Consider the following 19,354-nt stretch of genomic DNA (forward strand, 5'->3'; position numbering starts at 1 on the left):
AGTGGCCGCGAGCAGCGAGGAGGTTCAAGCGGGCGGACGATTTGCATCCGTGACGATGTCGACCTTGCCGTCGGCCAGGCGGTAGATGCCGCCGACGATCCGAAGCTTGCCCTGGTCGACGGCCGCGTTGAGGATCGGCGTCGCCGACCGCAGCTTGGCGACGTTGTCGATCACGTTCTGCCTGATCGCATTGGCGAGGCGGTCGCCTGACTTGCCTTCGCTGGCCTTCACCGCCGGCGCGAGCGCGCTGACCAGCGACGGCAGATGGCCGGGCAGGGTGGTGTTGTCCTTCAGCGACTTGATGGTGGCGTCGATCGCGCCGCAGCTGTCATGGCCGAGCACCATGAACAGCGGTGTATTCAGCACCGCGTGGGCGTATTCCAGGCTCGCGATGGTCTCATCGCTGGCAAAATTGCCGGCGAGGCGGCAGACGAACAGATCGCCGCGGGCGCTGTCGAAGGCATATTCCGGCGCGATCCGCGAATCCGCGCAGCTCAAAATACCGGCAAAGGGATTCTGCCCGCCGGCCAGCGCCTCGCGCTCATGCTTGAAATCGTGCCGTCGCGACACGCCCTCGATATAGCGCGCATTGCCCTTCATCAGCCGGTCCAGCGCGTCCGCCGGCGACAGCACGTTCTGCGGCTTCGGCGGCGGCTTTGTCTCTTTTGCCAGTGCTGACGATGCGAAGGCGGTGCTCGCCGCGAAGCTGACAGCGCCGGCGAGGAAGTGGCGACGCGAGGAGGGGCGGGCAGACGCTTCGCAGAGCTGGCACATGACAGGTCTCCGTGTGATGAGGAAGCAGCGAGAAGTTGTATGCCATGGTGATGCTTCGCTGCAATGACGGCGTCAGCGCCGTAGGGTGGGCAAAGGCGCGCTTGCGCCGTGCCCACCATTCCCAGCGTGCTCGTGATGGTGGGCACGCTGACGCTTTGCCCACCCTACGCATTCGGCAAATGTTCGCGCCTACGCCATGGTGTGCACGATCACCGGACCCGCCACCGCGCTCGCCTGGCCATCCAGCAGCGGTCCGAGATTCTGGTCGATCCAGGCCAGCGCGCGGCGGTTGGCTTCGTCGGCGCCGGCATGGTTGTTGAAGATGCTGATCGCGGTCACGGTGTCATCGCCGGCATAGACGACGTAATAGGCCATGAAGCCGTCGACATCGCTGATGATCGGGATCGCACCGTCCTTGATCCGGCGCGCGAGTTCTTCGGCGGTGCCAGCTTTTGCCTTGGCCTGACGGATGGCGGCATACATGGGATCCTCCTTCCGGCTGCGGATGTTGCGCGGAGGCGGCCGGTCGGGATCGTCGGCAGCTTCGCGGCATTCACCGGCGGCGACATGCGGGCAGGATCGGGCGCGGGCAACTCCTGCTGCAGGAACAGCGTGGCCTCGAAACGGATGTCGGGCGCCTGCCTTGCCGCGCCGGCGCAGATGGCGGTGGTGCCCTTGAACTGACCGGTCAGCAGGGCCTCGACCTCGTCGCAGCCGAACACGGTGGTCGGGCCGGCGGAATGCCGTCGCGTCGTCAGCGTGGCCGTGAAATTGTCGCCGTCGACATCGTAGCTGCCGCCATAGGCGAACATGCAGTCGCCGCCGGAGATCTTGCCATCAGCGAGATGGACGATCCCGGTACCTTCACCGTGCATCGTCCGAAACCAGACCGCGTAGTCGCCGTCTCTGTACATGGAGGAAATTTCATACCGGAAAATTCAATGTGCACTACCTAAGGTGCAGTGCATATAAACTCCAGCGTGTATTGGAACGACAGTTAACGATCACGAAAAGCAGTCCGAAAATTTGTTGGAAACGATCACGGCCCTCGCCAGGGGAGCTGGCGAGGGCCGTGTTGGTACACCGCGTCGCGCCTAGGTTCGCGACGAGATGTGGGAGCTGGTGAGAAAGGCTAGAACGGCAGCAGCACGTCCATGACCTGTTGGCCGTAGCGCGGCTGTTGCACGTCGGTGATCTGGCCGCGGCCGCCATAGGCGATGCGGGCCTGCGCGATCTTCGAGGAGTCGATGGTGTTGTCGCTCTGGATGTCCTCGGGCCGCACGATGCCGGCGACGATCAACTCGCGGATTTCGAAGTTGACGCGGATCTCCTGCTTGCCCTCGACCACGAGGTTGCCGTTCGGCAGCACCTGGGTGACGACGGCGGCAACGTTGGTCTGCAATGCTTCCTGGCGGTTCACCGAACCCTTGCCGTCGCTGGACGCACTGGAGTCGGCGGTCAGGATGCGGCCGGGCAGGATCTTGTTGGCCTGCGTGATGGTCTGCGAGCCGAGGAAATTGGTGATGCCGGAATCTTCCGAATTGGTGCGGCTGCGCTGCGTCTCGTTGGCGATCGCGGCCTTGTCGGTGAAGTTCACCGTAATGGTCAGGATGTCGCCCATCCGCGCGGCGCGCTGGTCCTTGAAGAAGGCGCGGGACCCGTTGCGCCACAGCGAGTTCGGGCTGTAGGAGGCCACCTCCGGCTTCGGCATCGGCATCTGCACCGGCTTGTAGCCGGGCTGCGTGGTCGGATTGTCGATCGACGACAGCTTCGGCTGCTCGCCGATCTGGGAGAGACGATCGATCGACGAGCAACCGCTGGCGATTGTCCCGAGCGCGAACAGCGCTCCGGCCAGGATGAGGCGGTTGATACGGTAAGCGTACATGAACATTACTCGGCGTTGGGTGCGACTGAACTCAGTTTGACGGGGGCTGCGGGTTCGGCGGCGGCGACGGGTTCGCGCGGCGTCGGCGCGGTGATGGTGACTTCGCCGCGGCCGGTGACGACGCCGGAGATGATGCGCTTGGACTGCAAATTCATCACGCTGACGGCATCGCCCTCGGCGCCGCCTTCCATCGCCTTGCCGCGGATCGTGAGGTAGAGGCTGGCTGAGCGGTAGATCAGCGTCACGCTCTGATCGCGGGTGACGAGGTCGGGCTTGACGAGGTCGCCGGCGCGCATCGCCTGGCCGGCGCGAAGCTGGCGCCGGGCCTGCATGCCGATCACGCTCTCGCGGCCCGCGGCGTCGTTGCCGACCTCGGATTTCGGGCGGCGCTCGACCATCACGTCGGAGGCCTTGATGATTTCTCCACGCTCGATCGTGCGTGCCAGCACGGCGGCTTCGAGCGTTTCGATCGCGGTGCCGGTGAAGCGCAGCTTGAGCGGTGCGGTGCCGTTCTCGTTGGCGATCTCGAACGTGACGTCGAAGCGGGTGTTGCGCGGCTCGTAGCGCACCGCGACCGGCGTCATCGCGCCGTTGTTGCTGGCGTCGAGCTTCATGTCGCCGGTATCGCGATCGAAAGTGAGGGTGAGGTTGGCGGCGTCGCCAAGGCCGTGGCGGCGCTCCAGCGCGCGGGCGACCTGCTGCTCGATCTCCCTGGTGTCGAGCGTGCGCGCCAGCCGCGTCACCGTGATCTCCTTGAGATCGCGGGTGTCGACGCCGATCACCTGGCGGGCGCGCAGCGTGTTGATGACCTGCGCGACCGGCAGCGTGCCGGTGGTGCCGAGATCGGGCGCGCGGTAGACCGCGATGGTCGCCGCCGGGCCGGCATTGTCGACGAGGTCGCCGACCCGCACGATCTCGCCGGTGACCGAGACATTGGCGCGCAGCGCCGGCACCGCGATGGTGTCGGCCGCGCGCTGTGCGAGCGCCGATGTGGCGGTCACCGCGAGCAGGGCGAGCGCTGTGAGGAATGGGCGGGCGATCATCGACATCATCCTCAGCGGAACAGGTTGGAGGTGGACTGCATCATCTGGTCGGCAGCGGAGACCACCTTGGCGTTCATCTCGTAGGCGCGTTGGGCTGCGATCAGATCGGAGATTTCCGAGACCACCTCGACGTTGGCCTGTTCGAGGTTGGACTGCTGCATGTCGCCATAGCCGTCGGTGTTGGCGATGCCGTCCTGCGGCGTGCCGGAGGCCGGCGTGTCGGTGAAGAGGTTGTCGCCGATCGGCTGCAGGCCGGCCTTGTTGATGAAGCGGGTCAGGCCGATCTGGCCGAGCGTGGTCGAGGTGGTCGAGCCCGGCAGCGTCACCGAGACCTGGCCCTGGCTGTTGATGGTGATGCCGGATGCGTTCTGCGGGATCGTGATCGTCGGCTGCACCGGGTTGCCCTGGGCGTTGACGATGCGGCCCTGCGCGTCCATCTGGAACGAACCGTCGCGGGTATAGGCGTAGGTGCCGTCGGGCATCTGGATCTTGAAGAAGCCTTCGCCGCGGATCGCGATGTCGAGATCGTTGCCGGTGGTCGACAGCGTGCCCTGGGTCATCAGCCGCGGCGTGCCGACGGTTTTCACGCCGCCGCCGAGGTCGATGCCCATCGGCAGGATGGTGCCCTGATCGGAAGCCTGCGCGCCGACGCGGCGCACATGGTCGTAGATCAGGTCCTGGAACGCGGCGCGCTGCTTCTTGTAGCCGGTGGTGCGCAGGTTCGCGATGTTGTTGGAGATCACCTGGACGCTCAGCTCCTGAGCGGCCATGCCGGTGGCGGCGGTGTAGAGTGCACGCATCGGTCTAGCTCCTTATCAGGCCGGAACGTCGGCGAGTTTTTCGATCGCCGACTTGTGCAGGTCGCTCTGGTTCTGCAGCATCGAGGCGATCTGGCTGTAGGTCCGCGTGATCTCGATCATGCGGCCCATCTCGACGACGGAATTGACGTTTGATTTCTCGATAAAGCCCTGGCGCAGCTTCGAGGTGGTGTCGGGGGTGGCTGCGCTGCCGGCGGGCGCGGAATAGAGGTTGCCGCCTTCCTTCAGCAGGCTCTGCGCCTGGGCGAAGGAGACCATGCGGAGCTTGCCGCGGATCGAGTCGATCCGGCTGGTGCCCTCGAGCACGCTGACATTGCCGTCGGCGGCGATGTTGATCGCCTTGTCGGTCGGCTGGAACACGATCGGGCCGGAATTGCCGAGCACCTGGTAGCCGCTCGTGGTGACGAGCTGACCCTGGTTGTTGATCTGCAGGTTGCCGTCGCGGGTGTAGCGCTCGCCGGCCGGCGTCTGCACCACCAGGAAGGCCTTGCCGTCGATCGCGACGTCGAGCGGGTTCTTGGTCTCTTCGGTGCCGCCGGGGGTGAAATCGTGGAAAGTGGCGCGGTCCTGCACGAAGGAGATGCGGCGGTCCGCCGGCACGAAATTGTCCTCGTGCGCGTTGGTCGCCAGATATTCCTGGAACATCGACCGGTCGGCCTTGTAGCCGTTGGTATTGATGTTGGCGATGTTGTTGGCGACGACATCCATCTGTCGTTCCAGCACCACCTGCCGTGATAGTCCGACCAGAAGCGTATTCTGCATCGGTGGTTCTCCCCTTGTGAGGTGATCCGGTGCAGGGCTCTCCCAAGCTCGGCGTCCGGATCGGCGTAAACCTTTGGGCTCTCCCAAGCCGTCGGGTTCGCCGTCTTCTCAGCGAAAGCCGTGCCAAGTCGGAATTTTGTTTGGTTTGAATGACTTAGGTGTTCGGCGGGGGCCCGACAGGGGCGGCAGAAAGGTCTTGTTGACTATGTTTGCCCGGCAGTTTTTTCCTAGTTGGACGGTAATCCTAAGCTTCCGTTAACCATTCTTACCCTAGCGTTGCCATCGTAGTAGGGCGCGTGTGCGCCGGCGGCCTTTGTATCGCGTCTGAAAGCCAAAGCTGGAGCAACCGCGTTCGCATCCTTCATATTTGAAGCGGGCGGGCGATGGCGGACGAGGACAAGGCGGAAGGCGGCGAGGGCGAGGCCGCTCCGAAGAAGGGCAAGCTCAAGCTGATCATTGCCGCCGTCGGTTTCCTCGCCATCCTCGGCGGTGGCGCTGGCTGGTTCTTCTTCATGCGCGGCGGCCACGGCGAGGAGCATCACGCCGAAGCGCCACCCCCGAAGCCGCCATCCTTCGTCGAAGTCCCGGACATGCTGGTCAATCTGGTCGGCGGGCCCGGCGAGCGCGTGCAGTATCTCAAGCTGAAGCTCGTGCTCGAGGTCAAGGAAGAGAAGCAGGTCGAGGCGATCAAGCCGGCGCTGCCGCGCGTCACCGACCTGTTCCAGACCTACATGCGCGAGCTGCGCCCGAGTGATCTCAACGGCTCGGCCGGCCTGTTCCGGCTGAAGGAAGAGCTGACCAAGCGCGTCAACTCGGCGGTGGCGCCCAACCAGGTGAGCGCCGTGCTGTTCAAGGAAGTCGTGATCCAGTGACGGGGCAGGTTTAAGGCCATGGCCGGCAACGACCAGATGGACCAGGATGCCATTGCGGCGCAATGGGAAGCCTCGCTCGACTCCGAGGATCCCGCAGCGGCCGCAGAAGAGGCCGCCAAGAACGAACTCTCCGAGTCCATGGCGCTGCAATGGGCGGCGATGGTCGAGGACGGCAGCCGCGACTTCGGCGGCAAGGCCAGCAACGGCGAGCGCGTGCTGTCGCAGGAGGAGATCGACAATCTCCTCGGCTTCACCGTCGGCGACGTCAATCTCGACGACCATTCGGGCATTCGCGCCATCATCGATTCCGCGATGGTGTCCTACGAGCGTCTGCCGATGCTCGAAATCGTGTTCGACCGCCTGGTGCGGTTGATGACCACGAGCTTGCGCAATTTCACCTCCGACAACGTCGAAGTCTCGCTCGACCGCATCACCTCGGTGCGGTTCGGTGACTACATGAACTCGATCCCGCTGCCGGCGGTGCTCAGCGTGTTCAAGGCCGAGGAGTGGGAAAACTTCGGGCTCGCCACCGTCGATTCCAACCTGATCTATTCCATCATCGACGTGCTGCTCGGCGGCCGCCGCGGCCAGACCCAGCTGCGCATCGAGGGCCGGCCCTACACCACGATCGAGACCAACCTGGTCAAGCGCCTCGTCGAGGTGGTGCTGGCCGATGCCGAGCAGGCGTTCCGGCCGCTGTCACCGGTGACCTTCTCGATCGATCGTCTGGAGACCAATCCGCGCTTTGCCGCGATCTCGCGTCCTGCCAACGCCGCGATCCTGGTGCGCCTGCGCATCGACATGGAAGACCGCGGCGGCAATGTCGAGCTGCTCTTGCCCTATGCGACCATCGAGCCGATCCGGCCGGTGCTGTTGCAGATGTTCATGGGCGAAAAATTCGGCCGCGATCCGATCTGGGAAGGGCATTTCGCCACGGAAGTCGCGCAGGCCGAGATCGCCGTCGATGCCGTGCTGTATGAGGCCGACATTCCGCTGAAGCAATTGATGAAGCTGAAGGTCGGCGACACCTTGCCGCTCGACATCCGCGCCGACTCGCTGGTGTCGGTGCGCTGCGGCGACGTCACGCTGACGGAAGGGCGGATGGGCCGCGTCGGCGACCGCGTCGCGATCCGCGTCACCAAGAATTTGCGCAAACCTCAGACCACCTTCGCGATGTTCGAGAAGGCCGACGAGCAGACCAAGATGATGGAGGCCCCATGAGTCACGTGCTTGGATTAGCGATCGAGAGCCTGGTCGCCGTGCTTCTGATGCTCACGATCGGCTATTGCTGGCTGCTCAACAAGCGCCTGCAGCGGCTGAAGGCCGACGAGCATTCGCTGAAGGCGACGATTGCCGAGCTGATCACCGCGACCGAGATCGCCGAGCGCGCGATCGGCGGGCTGAAGCACACCGTGCGCGACGTCAACGAAAATCTCGGCAGCCAGCTCACCGCGGCGACGCAGATGTCGGCGCATCTGAAGGGCCAGCTCGCCGAGGGCGACAATGTGGTGCGTCGCCTCTCCAAGATCGCGATGGCGGCGCGGCCCGCCGAGCCCGCGATGGCGCCGGCACCGGCTCCCGCTCCCTCGCCGAAACTCTCTGCGGCGAAAGCGGTCGCCGCCGCCGCTGAAGCCTTCTCCGAGCGCCGGAGGGCCAACGGCCTCGCTGCATGAAAACGTTCCGTGACATCAGGGTCATTCCCGTCGTCCTGGTCGCGATCTTCGGCCTGATGGTTCTGAAGATCGCCGGCCTCGTGCTCGATGGCGGCTATGTGTTCGACTACGATCCGCAGTCGACCAAGTCGTCATGGGCCCAGGAGACGTTCAATTTCCCCGGTGGCAACAAGAGCGCGACCGTCGAAGCGAAGCCGAGAAGCGAGTCCGGACTGAGGCTCAAGGGTGATCCCGCCGACATCACGGGCTCCGTGCACGGCAAGGAAGAGAAGAAGGAAGAGCCGAAGCCCGCCGCCAGCAACGAGCCGCCGCCGAAGCCGGACGGCGTCGTCGTCAACATGGATCAGCCGCCGCAGGTCTCGGCGTCCGAGCGCGCCATCCTGGAGCGGCTGCAGGCGCGCCGCCAGGAGCTCGAGCAGCGCGCGCGCGAGGTCGAGATCCGCGAGAGCCTGTTGAAAGCTGCCGAGAAGCGCATCGAATCCAAGGTCGAGGAAGCCAAGGCCAACGACGCCAAGGCGGGCGCTGCCGCGGCCGCCAAGGCCGAAGCCGACGCTGCCCGCTTCAAGGGCATCGTCACGATGTACGAGAATATGAAGCCGAAGGACGCGGCGAAAGTGTTCGACCGGCTGGAGATGGGCGTGCTCTATGAGATCGCCTCGCAGATCCAGCCGCGCAAGATGTCCGACATCCTCGGCCTGATGCAGCCGGAGGCCGCCGAGCGGCTGACCGTCGAGCTCGCCCGAAGAGCCAGTGGCGACAAGTCGCAGGTCGAGGCGGAACTGCCGAAAATCGAAGGCAAGATGCTGGCGCCCAAGACGAATTAGCGCATGACCCGGAAAAGTGTGAAGCGGTTTTCCGAAAAGGTCATGCGCCAACAATGACCTAAGGCGCGATTCCTCGCGATTTAGTTTCGTATTTAACAAGTCCTTAAGCCAGCCAATCCAAGATCAGCCACGTGGGCGAGGGCATCTCGCGCCAGGTTTTATTGAGGTCCGAGAAGACGTTTCGAGATGGCGCGAACGGCTGCCGCTGGAACATGGTCGCAAGGCCGCGCATGGGCGCGGGCTGCCCGGTCATGCGCGCTCGTCTTCGGCCTGATCCTCACCAGCGTTTCCGTCCCGACTGCCGCGCGCGCCGATGATCCGGTCCCGGGCGTGGCGACCTTCTCCTCGGCCGGCGGCTTCGCCCGCCTGATGTTCAAGCTCAAGGAAGACGTCGAGTCCGAGGTCACGACCGCCGGCCAGATCATCGTGATCCGCTTCAAGCGCCCGGTCGACATCTCCGTCGACAAGCTGTCGGACGCGGTGCCCGACTATGTCGGCTCGGCGCGGCGCGATCCCGACGGATCGGCGATCCGCCTGTCGCTGCAGCGGCGGGTGACGGTCAACACCATGACCGCGGGCGAGCGCATCTATGTCGACTTCCTTCCCGACACCTGGAAGGGCCCGCCGCCGTCGCTGCCGCAAGACGTGATCAAAGAGCTGTCGGAGCGCGCCCGCAACGCCGAGCGGCTGCTGCGCGCGCAGCGCGCCGCCGATCTCGCCAAGAAGAGGCCGCCGGTGCGGGTGCGCGCGCTGGTGCAGCCGACCTTCGTGCGCTTCGTGTTCGAGGTGCCCGATGGCGTCGGCGTCAATTCGGTGCTCAACGAGCAGAAGCTGACATTGTCGTTCAACGCGCCGCTGGCGTTCGATCTCGCGGATGCCAAGATCGCAGCACCTCCCAATGTCGCCTCCATCAATGCGCGCGGCGACGCCGACACCTCGGCGGTCGACATGAGCCTGATCGGCGACGTCGATGTGCATTCGTTCCGCGACGAGAAGAACTACATCGTCGACGTCGCCTTCCAACAGAATGACCAGCCGCAGCCGGCCGCCGCGGGCCACGGACCGGCGCCGGCAAAGTCGTCGTCGCTGCCGGCCGTGCGCGGCAAGCTGAAAGAGGCGATGTCGCTGCAGCAGCCCGCGACGATCCCGCCGGCGACGTCGGAAACCATCGCCGAGCAGGCAAAGATCGAGATCAAGCCCGAGGCGGCCAAACCTGAAGCCGCAAAACCTGCGCCGGCCGAGCAGGCTGCGACCGAAGCTGCGCCGGTCGCCGAAAAGCCCGTCGTGGCGGAGAAGGCGGCTGAGAAGCCTGCGCCGGAAGTAGCGCCAACGGCTGCCGAGATGCCGACCGCGCCTGTCGCCAAGAACGCGGCCGCCGCCGGCGAGAATCCCGCCGAAGCAAAGCAGGCCGCGGCGACCGAAGCCGCGCCCGTCAAGGAGACGCCGGCGCCCGTTGCCGAAGCCGCGCCGAAAGCAAAGCCGGCCGCATCAGAAGCATCGTCCATCGCAAAGCCCGCCGGCAAGGCGGCCACCGTCGATGCGCAGCGCGACAGCGACGGCTTGCGCGTCACCTTCTCGTTCTCTGGCCCGGCGCCGGCCGCTTTGTTCCGCCGCGCCGATACGGTGTGGATGGTGTTCGACACGCTCGAAACCATCGATGTCGATCCGATCCGCGCCAAGGGCGGCGCGATCATGGCCGATGTCAGCCGCGTGCCGCTGGAGAAAGGGCAGGCGGTGCGCTTCCGCCTCAACCGTCCGCAGATGCCCTCGCTGGAAAGCGACGACCGCTCGCGCGGCATCAGCTGGACGCTGACCTTTGCCGACCGCGTGCAGAAGCCGCCGCTGCCGTTGTCGGTGGTGCGCAACATCACCGATCCCGCGCTCGCCAATGTCAGCGTGCCCCTTGCCAATCCCGGCCAGCTGCACCGGCTGGTCGATCCCGATGCCGGCGACACGCTGCTGGTCGTCACCGCGCCGCCGCCGACCCGCGGCCTGATCAAGCGGCAGGATTTCGTCGAGCTGTCGCTTCTGGAGTCGATCCACGGCCTCGTGGCGGTGCCGAACTCCGACGACGTCAAGGCCGAGGTCGGCGCCGACAAGGTGATGCTGGGCCGGCCGGGCGGGCTGACGCTGTCGTCGGCCGACGTCGCGGCCGAGCGCGCCACCGCGGCGGTGCGTCCGCTGTTCGACGTCGACGAGTGGCGCAAGAACAAGGCGGAGACGTTCCTGCCGCGGCTCGACAGCTTGATCAACGCTACCTCTGCTGTCAACGCCGAGCAGCTGCCGCAGGCGCGGCTCGATCTCGCCAATTTCTACATGGCGCGCGGCATGTATGAGGAGGCGCATGCGGTCGCCAATCTGATCCTGTCGGAGAGCAAGCGCGGCTCCGAGGAGCCCGCGGTGGTGATGGTGCATGCCGTCTCCAGCATGCTGATCGGCAAGCCGGCTGCTGCGCTGAAGGACCTCGCCAATCCCGTGATCGGCAACGGCTATGATTCCCAGCTCTGGAAGGCGCTGGCTTTCGCGCGCCAGGGCAAGTGGGCCGATGCGCGCGAGAAATTCAAGAACGCCGAGTTCTCGGTGGCGACGCTGCCGGCCGACCTGCAGCGCATCATCTCGATGGACTCGATGAAGGCCTCGCTCGAGGTCAAGGACTATGCGGGGGCCTCGAGGCGCAAGAGCGAGCTCGATGTGATCGGCGTGCCCGCCGAGATCAAGCCGGCCGTGGCGGTGCTGCGCGGGCGGCTGGCCGAGGCGCTCGGCCAGGAGAAGGACGCGCTCGACGCCTACCGCTACGCCGCGTTCTCGCCGGATCGCCAGGCCGCGGCCGAAGGCAAGCTGCTCGAAACCCTGCTGCGGCAGAAGCGCGGCGAGATCGGCCAGACCGAGGTGCTGAAGGAGCTCGAGCTGCTGGCGATGATGTGGCGCGGCGACACCATCGAATTGAAGACGCTATCCGTGCTGGCAAAGATCTACTCCGACACCGGTCGCTACGCCGACGCCTTCGCCGCCACCCGCGCCGCGACGCGGCTGCAGCCGAACTCGCCGGAATCGCGCCAGGCGCAGGATGCGGCGTCCGCGCTGTTCGTGCAGCTGTTCCTCGGCCCCAAGGGCGACGAGTTGCCGCCGATCGACGCGCTCGGCACCTTCTACGAATATCGCGAGCTGACGCCGATCGGCCGTCGCGGCGACGAGATGATCCGCCGTCTCGCCGACCGCCTCGTCAGCGTCGATCTGCTCGACCAGGCCGCCGACCTGCTGCAGTACCAGGTCGACAAGCGCCTCGAAGGCTCGGCGCGCGCGCAGGTCGCTGCCCGGCTCGCGATGGTCTATCTGACCAACCGCAAGCCCGACCGCGCCATCGCCGCGCTGCGTTCGACCCGCATCGCCGATCTCTCCGGCGAGCTGCGTCAGCAGCGGCTGCTGCTGGAGGCGCGGGCGCAGAGCGACGTCGGCCGCCACGATCTCGCGCTCGACATCATCTCCAATCTGACCGGCCGCGAGGCGATCCGTCTGCGCTCCGACATCTACTGGGCGTCGCGACGCTGGCGCGAAGCCTCCGAGCAGATCGAGCTTTATTACGGCGACCGCTGGCGCGACTTCGCGCCGCTCAATGCGGGCGAGAAGGCTGACGTGATCCGCGCCGTGGTCGGTTACGCCCTTGCCGAGGACGCGATCGGCCTGTCGCGGTTCCGCGAAAAGTATTCGCCGCTGATGTCGGGCGAGGCCGATCGTCTCGCCTTCGACGCCGCGAGCAAGCCGGTGGCGACGAGCAGCGCCGAATTCGCCGACATCGCGAAGATGGCGGCCAGGGTCGACACGCTCGACGGCTTCCTGCGCGAGATGAAGGCCCGCTTCCCCGACGCCGCCACCGCCCGCGCGCCGCTCGTTGATCCGGTCTCGACCGGTTCCCTGCCGGAGATCAGCCGGGCCGATCCCGTGCCGTCGCTGCCGCAGATCAAGGGTGAGCGCCGCGCTGCTGCGCGGTAGGCATGATCCGGAAAAGTGTGAAGCGGTTTTCCGAAAAGATTATGCCGAAACAAAGAGCTAAAGCGCGCGCGCTTTAGACCACTCGACAGACGCCGGCCAAATCGGCAACCTTGGCATCAACCAGAAATGCCGGGGAGATGTTGCGACCATGAGCAAGCCGATCAAGACTGAAGCCGAACTCATCGGGATGGCGCGCGCCGAGCTCAAGGCGCATGCCGACGGACCCGACGGCTTCGATATCTCCATCATCCGCGACGGCGACAGCTGGGAGTTCCGCGCCAGCGCCGACGCGGCCACGGTGGCAAAGCCCGGCTATCCCGAATCCGTCGCGATGCTGGTGCAAATCGGCGATCACCTCAGCAAGCAGTATGACGTGAAAGGGTAGGGCCAGAACGGCGGCCGGGCTACCGCATTTGCCTGAGCAATGTCTGCGCTTCGTCGATCTCAGGGAGATCGCGCTCCCTGTCAAAATCGCGGAGCACCGGCGTGAGTAGTTCGGATGCTGCCGCCGTTCGATCATATCTGACGTAAAGGCGCGCAAGTCCAAGGGCGCTGCGCAGCTCGAAAGTCTTGGTCTGTTGGTGCCGGGCAATTTCCAGCGCTTGATGAAAGGCCTCTTCGGCGGCGGGAATGTTCGACGGTTCGCTCCTCGACAAAAGGTCACCACGAACACGATGCAGTTCGGCATCCAGCCAATGCTGGCCGGTCTGCTCCGCCCAGCCGATCAGATTTCTCAGGATATCGAGGCCCGTCTCGCGTTGCCCCGCCTCTGCGTTCGCCAGCGCAACGTGCATTCCCCAAAACGGCTCACAGAGGTAGCAGTCATTTTCGTGAAGGAGCGCCCAGCCTCGCTGCATGTCCGCGAGTCCTTCCATTCGGTCGCCGGTGCGCCACTTTGCCAGGCCGCTCAAGTGCGTGCCGGCGGCCACATACAGCGGCATCGCGTGGTCGCGGGCGAGGGCAAGGATTGTCTCTGCTGCTTCCAGCATGCCTCCGCGCAGCCCTTCGAAAACGGCGCCGTGAACGAGCGCATTGACTTGAGCAAGCGCACGCTTTTCGCCGGGGGCACTCACCGCCTCCGCGGCGAGCCAGCGCGATCGTTCGATCTTGCCAAGCGGCCAAAGCACCAGAGCAAGAAACCTCTTGATGACGGACGGCAGGTCGAGCGTCGATGCCTTGAAGATCGCGGGATTTGGCTCGGCATCGTAGACCGCGAGAGCTTGCTCGAGATGCAGCCTGGCGTTCAGGTACTCGCCTCCGAACCAGGCGGTCACGCCGCTGGCGTAATGCGCGATGATTGAAGCTAGCGGCGAGTCCGGTCGCCGGTCGGCGGTGCTCGCTATTGCCGCTGCCAACTCTCGCATCGGCGCGAGCTCGCCGTGAGTCAGGCTGGCATTGAACAGGCCCGACTGGATCGGCGCCAGTTCAAAGGGATCATTGATGTCGGCGGCGATCTGTCGAGCGCGCGTCCATGCGGCCACGGTTTCGGGGGCGCTGTGTCCGAGGCTGCCCCGCAGCGCACGGCCATACGCGATTTGAAGATGCAGCCGGTTCACGGGGCCGCCCGGCTCATCGGGCAGCTCATCGGCGATCGCAATGGCCTTGCCGAGATGTGCGATGGCTTCGGAATATGCCGAGCGCTTCAGCGCCTGCTCGCCCGCCTTGCGCCACCATTCGAGGGCCACCACGCTCAATCCGGCTTCGGTGAAGTGGTATGCGACTATTTCCGGCTCGTTCTCGGCGATGACCGGAAACCTGTCGCGCAGGACGTCGCCAATGGACTTGTGCAGGATTTGCCGGCGGCTCCTGAGCAGGCTCTCATAGGCTGCCTTCTGAACCAGCGCATGCTTGAAGCTGTAGGTCGCATCCGGCGGCGTCCCATGGCGCAACAGCAGTTCGGCCTGCTCGAGCTGCCCCAGTGCGGCGCTCAGCGCCAGATCGTCGCGCCCTGCCACACAGCGCAGCAGCATGTAGGAGAAGTCGCGGCCAATTGCGGCGCCGATCTGGGCCACCTCCTTGACCGGCGCCAGCCGGTCGAGCCGCGCCATGAGCGAGTCCTGCAGCGTCGCGGGAATGGCGAGCGGTGGTACCGGAGTATCAAGGCGATAGCGCCCGGTATCTTCTACGAGCAGTCCGGATTCCAGCACCATCTTGGTCAGTTCCTCGACGAACAACGGGACACCGTCCGTCTTGTCGAGGATCTGCGTCAGCATTTCGCCCGGCAGCTGTCGTCCCACGGCCACCTGCTCGATCAGGGCACGGGTGTCTTGCCGGTCGAGCCGATCGAGCTGAAGCAGGCTGACATTGGCAAGACCGGTCCAGGGCGGCTCGAACTCGGGCCGGAACGTCATGAGCAGGAGGACCGGCAGTCCCCTGATCCGATCGACCGTGAGGTCGAACAGCTCGAGCGTCGTGGCATCGGCCCAATGCATGTCCTCACACACAACCAGCACCGGTTGCTGCCGCGCCAGGCCCTCGAGCTGGTCGAGAAGGGTGGCGAAGGTTTGCCGCCGCTGCTGCACGGGATTCAAGCCGAGCGACGGATAGCGATCGCCTGTCGGGATCGAAAGCAGCGCGGCAATGAGCGGCGTCGCTATGGCGAGCTGCTGCGTCCCGAGCGCCAGCATCGCCTCGAGCTTGTCGAGCTTCTGGCTGGACGTGTCCTGCGGCCGAATGCCGGCGGCGCGCTCGAGCTGGGCGATGAAGGGGTGAAGCGCGCTGTTGGTGTGGTAGGACGAGCACTGGTAGCGCACCCGGAGGTGTGAGCCGAACGCCAGGCGCTCCGACAGCGCTGCCACGAGGCAGGATTTTCCGATTCCGGCCTCGCCGGAAATCAGCACCACCTGGCCTTGTCCTTTGCCTTTTTCTTTGCCTTGGCTCTGCCACGCCAGCTGCTGCCGCGCGAGCACGAATTCGATCTCTGCCTTGCGGCCGACAAAGCCCAGGGAGCGGGCGGTGCGCACCGCCTCGAAGCGGCTCTCCGATGTCGTTCCACCTTCGACCACCCAGAGCTCGATGGGTTCGGAAATGCCCTTGACCTCGCGGCAGCCGAGGCTGCGAAACGTAAAGAGATCACCGAGCAAGCGGCGCGTCGAGGCAGCAACGACAACCGCTCCGGGCTCCGCCAGGCTCTGCAGCCGGGCGGCGACGTTCGGTGTATCGCCGACCATGGCCTGCTGTTCGGACGCGCCTTCGCTGATGAGGTCGCCAACCACGACGAGCCCGGTCGCAATCGCGATCCGCACTGCGACCCGTTCTTCCGCGCGCGTGTCGAGTGACCTGATGGCCGCGACGATGTCGAGCCCCGCTCGCACGGCGCGCTCCGCGTCATCCTCATGGGCGCGGGGATAGCCGAAATAGGCGAGGATTCCGTCGCCCACGAACCTGGCGATGATGCCGTCATACGTGGCAATCACCCTCGCGCAGGCGGCCCGATAGGCGCGGATCACCTCCCACATGTCCTCGGGATCGAGGCGCGTCGAGAGCGCAGTCGACCCGACAAGATCGCAAAACATGACGGTGACGTGTCGCCGCTCGGCATCGTGCTGACGAGCCGGCTCGGCGACCAACTCGGATTGATTGAGCTCGGCGATCACGCGCAGCATTTTGCGACGATGGCCGAGCAGGACCCCGAGCCGTTCCAGGTCCTGATCCGTCAGCTCGGGAAGGACACTGAAATCGATCCCGTTCTCGGCAAAACGCAGCGCGTATTGCCCAAGCCCAAGCTGTTCAAGCCAGTCCGCAATCTGCTGCATGGGCTCCACCGACTGTTGGGGTTGGCGGCTGGCCGAACTTTGGACCACGGCAACAGAAACGTTATTCCAATATTTCCCGGATGGCACGTCCTGTTTGCGGCCGTCCGGCGGCAGCTAGCGGTGGCTGCTCGCAACCTCGCGCAACCTGACTGATATGTGCAGACTGCGCCACGAGCGACACGCGGCAAGCAAACTTCCGCGCCGCGGAAAGCTCGAATTGCACGCAATGATGAAGATGATTTTTGGAGATGCCTCGCGTCGCGCGCGCAGGGCGGGATACGCCTCTTCTCACGCGTCGATGCATCGACGAGCTCGATTGCCAATTTTTCCCAAAAAGGTAAAGCTTGTGATCCAGTTCACTGCGCATTCCAGAAAGAATGATAGCGTGGGAGCTGGGTGCAGATGACATGACGGGAGTGAACCATGCCCGCCATATTCGACATTCTCTACCGCGAATACTGCCGGGCCCGCCTGGCCGAAATGCGCAAGCAGTTCCTGATCTCGCCTGAAAAGCACAAGGTCCCGGAAGCTCTTTCCGAGATCAAGGATGCTGACGAGGAAGACCAGGTGAGCGGCGGTGGGGGCGCAAAGCGCGAACTGCGGTACCAGTAGGCAAGGCCGCCGGGAAAGAAATGCCTCGCACATCAGCGATGAGATCGCCCACGCAGCTGACGGGTAAGAACCCATGACATGGGGACACCCGTCGGACGGGACCAAATCCTTGAGAAGACGCATCAAAGCATATCGGCCAACCCTTCTGTAGACACCACGTTCAGGGGTATTTGCCCGCCGGTCGCTTCCGACTAATTTCATCCCGGACACTTCCAGCAAGCGAGCCGTGATGGACCGCATCGACGCCATGAAAGTCTTCGTCGCCGCGGTCGATGAGGGCAGCCTTGCTGGCGCTGGGCGGCGGCTGAGGCGGTCGCCGGCGGCGGTGAGCCGGGCGATTGCATTTCTCGAGCATCATGTCGGCGCCGAACTGCTGCACCGGACCACGCGCTCGCTGAAGCTGAGCGAGGCGGGCGAGCGTTATGCGGCGGCGTGCCGGCGGGTGCTGACCGAGCTGGAGGAGGCCGACATCCTCGCCGGCGGCGAGCGGACGGCGCCGCGGGGCATGCTGACCTTGACCGCGCCTGTCGTGCCGGGCGAGGACGTGCTGCGGCCGGTGCTCGATGCCTTCATGAAGGAATATCCGGCGGTGACGGTGCGGCTGGTGCTGCTCGATCGCACCGTGAACCTGATCGACGAGGGGATCGACGTCGCGCTGCGCATCGCCCATCTCGCCGATTCCAGTTTCGTGGCGATCAAGCTCGGCGAGGTGCGCCGGGTGATCGCGGCTTCGCCCGCGTATCTGGCGCAGCACCCTGTGATCGACGAGCCTGCTGATCTGGCAAAACACCAGATCATCTCGATGACGCATTTCGGAATGGACTCCTGGAGCTTCCCGCCGGCGAAGAAATCCTCCGTGCCGCGCGCGGTGCAGTTCGCGCCGCGGCTGATCGTCAACACGGTGCGCGCGGCGGTCGCCTCCGCCGCAGAAGGCCATGGCGTCACGCGGCTGTTCTCCTATCACATCGCCGAGGAGATCCGCGAGGGCCGGTTGCAGATCCTGCTGGCGAAGGACGAGTATCCGCCGCTGCCGGTGCATCTGCTGGCGCCGCAGGGACGTTTCGCCGTGCCGAAGGTGCGCGCCTTCGTCGATTTCGCCGGCCCGCGGCTGAAGCGGTATTTCGAAAAACTGTCGCGCGAGGCCAGCCGGAACGCCGCGGCCATTCGTTCGCCGCGCGGAAGAGTGTCGTCCGAATAGCGGGCATTCGCTCAGGCAACGGACGGATCTAGCTTGCTCTCCATCGAGGCGGACATGACGCCCGCTTCTTCAAACGACGGAGAGAGATCATGGGTGCAGAGCAGAAGGTTGCCATCATCACCGGTGCGTCGCAGGGCATCGGTGCAGGCCTGGTCGAAGGCTTCCGCAATCGCAATTACCGCGTCGTCGCCAATTCGCGCAACATCAAGGCGTCGTCCGATCCGGACGTGCTGGCGGTGGCGGGCGACATCAGCGACCCCGAGGTCGCAGATCGTGTCGTCAAGCAGGCGCTTGGGCGCTTCGGCCGCATCGACACGCTGGTCAACAATGCCGGCATCTTCGTCGCAAAGCCGTTCACCGATTACACCGCCGAGGATTACGCCACGGTGCTCGCGATCAATCTCGGCAGCTTCTTCCATCTGACCCAGCGCGCCGCGCAGGAAATGCTGAAGCAGGGCTCCGGCCATATCGTGCAAATCACGACGAGCCTGGTCGATCACGCCAACAGCAACGTGCCCTCGGTGCTGGCCTCGCTGACCAAGGGCGGCCTCAATGCGGCGACCAAATCGCTCGCGATCGAATATGCCCGCAAGGGCGTGCGCGTGAATGCGGTGTCGCCCGGCGTCATCAAGACCCCGATGCATGGTCCGGAGACGCATGATTTCCTGTCCAACCAGCATCCGGTCGGACGGATGGGTGACGTCAAGGACATCGTCGATGCCGTGCTCTACCTCGAAGGCGCAGGCTTCGTCACCGGCGAGATCCTGCATGTCGACGGCGGCCAGAGCGCGGGTCACTAACGGAGCGGGTCGTGCCCATCGTCACCATCCAGGTCACACGCGAGGGGACGGCGCCGGGCGCGTCGTCCACCACGCCGGAGCAGAAGGCGGCCCTGATCAAGGGCACCAGCGAGCTGTTGCGCGACGTGCTCGGCAAGCCCGTGGAATCGACCTTCGTCGTCATCGAGGAAGTCGACACCGACAATTGGGGCTGGGGCGGGCTTCCCGTCCTCGACTATCGCAAGAAGCTTGCGGCACGCGCGAGCTGAGCTCGCCGATGACGGCGCAAGGTTTCCTTGCGCCGTCATCGCCGCGAACGATCGCAGCAATCGCAGCTGAGAGCGGTCGCGTCTCCGCCGGAGGTGGAAC

General features: G+C 65.2%; 18 protein-coding genes. 10 read left to right on the forward strand and 8 right to left on the reverse strand.

Annotated elements, in window-relative coordinates:
* Nucleotides 1-24: 24 nt before the first annotated feature.
* The 7 genes from JQ604_RS20495 to flgF form a co-directional block, all read right to left on the reverse strand.
* A complete protein-coding gene (locus tag JQ604_RS20495; RefSeq protein WP_212360504.1) occupies nt 25-774 on the reverse strand; it encodes a carbonic anhydrase in 750 nt (249 codons plus the stop codon).
* A gap of 189 nt (nt 775-963) precedes the next feature.
* Complete coding sequence (locus tag JQ604_RS41605; RefSeq protein WP_249158485.1) at nt 964-1,149, reverse strand: hypothetical protein; 186 nt, start codon at nt 1,147-1,149, stop codon at nt 964-966.
* On the reverse strand, nt 1,110-1,688 hold the full coding sequence (locus JQ604_RS41610; RefSeq protein WP_249158487.1) for a hypothetical protein: 579 nt from the start codon (nt 1,686-1,688) through the stop codon (nt 1,110-1,112). Before JQ604_RS41610 ends, JQ604_RS41605 begins: the two co-directional genes overlap by 40 nt.
* 218 nt (nt 1,689-1,906) lie before the next feature.
* The gene (flgH, locus tag JQ604_RS20510) at nt 1,907-2,659 is read right to left on the reverse strand and encodes a flagellar basal body L-ring protein FlgH (protein WP_212360509.1); all 753 of its coding nucleotides are present in this window, start codon (nt 2,657-2,659) and stop codon (nt 1,907-1,909) included.
* A 5-nt stretch (nt 2,660-2,664) separates the two neighbouring features.
* Entirely contained in the window at nt 2,665-3,711 is a 1,047-nt protein-coding gene (gene flgA / locus JQ604_RS20515) for a flagellar basal body P-ring formation chaperone FlgA (protein ID WP_212360512.1), read from the reverse strand.
* Between the two features lie 2 nt (nt 3,712-3,713).
* Nucleotides 3,714-4,502 (reverse strand): flagellar basal-body rod protein FlgG, encoded by a 789-nt coding sequence (flgG, locus tag JQ604_RS20520; protein ID WP_212360515.1) that lies wholly within the window; start codon nt 4,500-4,502, stop codon nt 3,714-3,716.
* 15 nt (nt 4,503-4,517) lie between these two features.
* Nucleotides 4,518-5,282: a flagellar basal-body rod protein FlgF gene (flgF, locus tag JQ604_RS20525; protein WP_212360519.1), complete on the reverse strand. Its 765-nt coding sequence runs from the start codon at nt 5,280-5,282 to the stop codon at nt 4,518-4,520.
* Between the two features lie 383 nt (nt 5,283-5,665).
* Between flgF and fliL the strand changes: the two genes are divergently transcribed.
* From fliL to JQ604_RS20555, 6 genes are all read left to right on the forward strand, one after another.
* Nucleotides 5,666-6,154, forward strand: coding sequence for a flagellar basal body-associated protein FliL (fliL, locus tag JQ604_RS20530; RefSeq protein WP_212360523.1), 489 nt, complete (start codon nt 5,666-5,668; stop codon nt 6,152-6,154).
* Between the two features lie 18 nt (nt 6,155-6,172).
* A complete protein-coding gene (gene fliM / locus JQ604_RS20535) occupies nt 6,173-7,375 on the forward strand; it encodes a flagellar motor switch protein FliM (protein WP_212360526.1) in 1,203 nt (400 codons plus the stop codon).
* On the forward strand, nt 7,372-7,827 hold the full coding sequence (locus tag JQ604_RS20540) for a DUF6468 domain-containing protein (protein ID WP_212360529.1): 456 nt from the start codon (nt 7,372-7,374) through the stop codon (nt 7,825-7,827). The genes fliM and JQ604_RS20540 overlap by 4 nt, the downstream gene beginning before the upstream one ends.
* Nucleotides 7,824-8,651, forward strand: a complete 828-nt coding sequence (locus JQ604_RS20545) for a MotE family protein (protein WP_212360533.1) — start codon at nt 7,824-7,826, stop codon at nt 8,649-8,651. Before JQ604_RS20540 ends, JQ604_RS20545 begins: the two co-directional genes overlap by 4 nt.
* A 186-nt stretch (nt 8,652-8,837) precedes the next feature.
* Complete coding sequence (locus JQ604_RS20550) at nt 8,838-12,641, forward strand: tetratricopeptide repeat protein (protein ID WP_212360535.1); 3,804 nt, start codon at nt 8,838-8,840, stop codon at nt 12,639-12,641.
* Nucleotides 12,642-12,789: 148 nt separating this feature from the next.
* Nucleotides 12,790-13,026: a hypothetical protein gene (locus JQ604_RS20555; RefSeq protein ID WP_212360538.1), complete on the forward strand. Its 237-nt coding sequence runs from the start codon at nt 12,790-12,792 to the stop codon at nt 13,024-13,026.
* 19 nt (nt 13,027-13,045) lie between these two features.
* Here JQ604_RS20555 and JQ604_RS20560 read toward each other — a convergent pair whose 3' ends face one another.
* Complete coding sequence (locus tag JQ604_RS20560; protein ID WP_212360541.1) at nt 13,046-16,396, reverse strand: adenylate/guanylate cyclase domain-containing protein; 3,351 nt, start codon at nt 16,394-16,396, stop codon at nt 13,046-13,048.
* A gap of 423 nt (nt 16,397-16,819) precedes the next feature.
* Here JQ604_RS20560 and JQ604_RS20565 point away from each other — a divergent pair, with 423 nt between their 5' ends.
* The 4 genes from JQ604_RS20565 (at nt 16,820) to JQ604_RS20580 (ending at nt 19,254) form a co-directional block, all read left to right on the forward strand.
* Nucleotides 16,820-17,008: a hypothetical protein gene (locus JQ604_RS20565; RefSeq protein WP_212360544.1), complete on the forward strand. Its 189-nt coding sequence runs from the start codon at nt 16,820-16,822 to the stop codon at nt 17,006-17,008.
* Between the two features lie 229 nt (nt 17,009-17,237).
* Nucleotides 17,238-18,206 (forward strand): LysR family transcriptional regulator, encoded by a 969-nt coding sequence (locus tag JQ604_RS20570; protein ID WP_212360547.1) that lies wholly within the window; start codon nt 17,238-17,240, stop codon nt 18,204-18,206.
* 89 nt (nt 18,207-18,295) lie between these two features.
* Entirely contained in the window at nt 18,296-19,006 is a 711-nt protein-coding gene (locus tag JQ604_RS20575; protein WP_212360551.1) for an SDR family NAD(P)-dependent oxidoreductase, read from the forward strand.
* Between the two features lie 11 nt (nt 19,007-19,017).
* On the forward strand, nt 19,018-19,254 hold the full coding sequence (locus tag JQ604_RS20580) for a tautomerase family protein (RefSeq protein WP_212360555.1): 237 nt from the start codon (nt 19,018-19,020) through the stop codon (nt 19,252-19,254).
* The last annotated feature ends 100 nt before the right edge of the window (nt 19,255-19,354 follow it).

Origin of the sequence: Bradyrhizobium jicamae, from assembly GCF_018130695.1 — a bacterium.
Taxonomy (GTDB): domain Bacteria; phylum Pseudomonadota; class Alphaproteobacteria; order Rhizobiales; family Xanthobacteraceae; genus Bradyrhizobium; species Bradyrhizobium jicamae_B.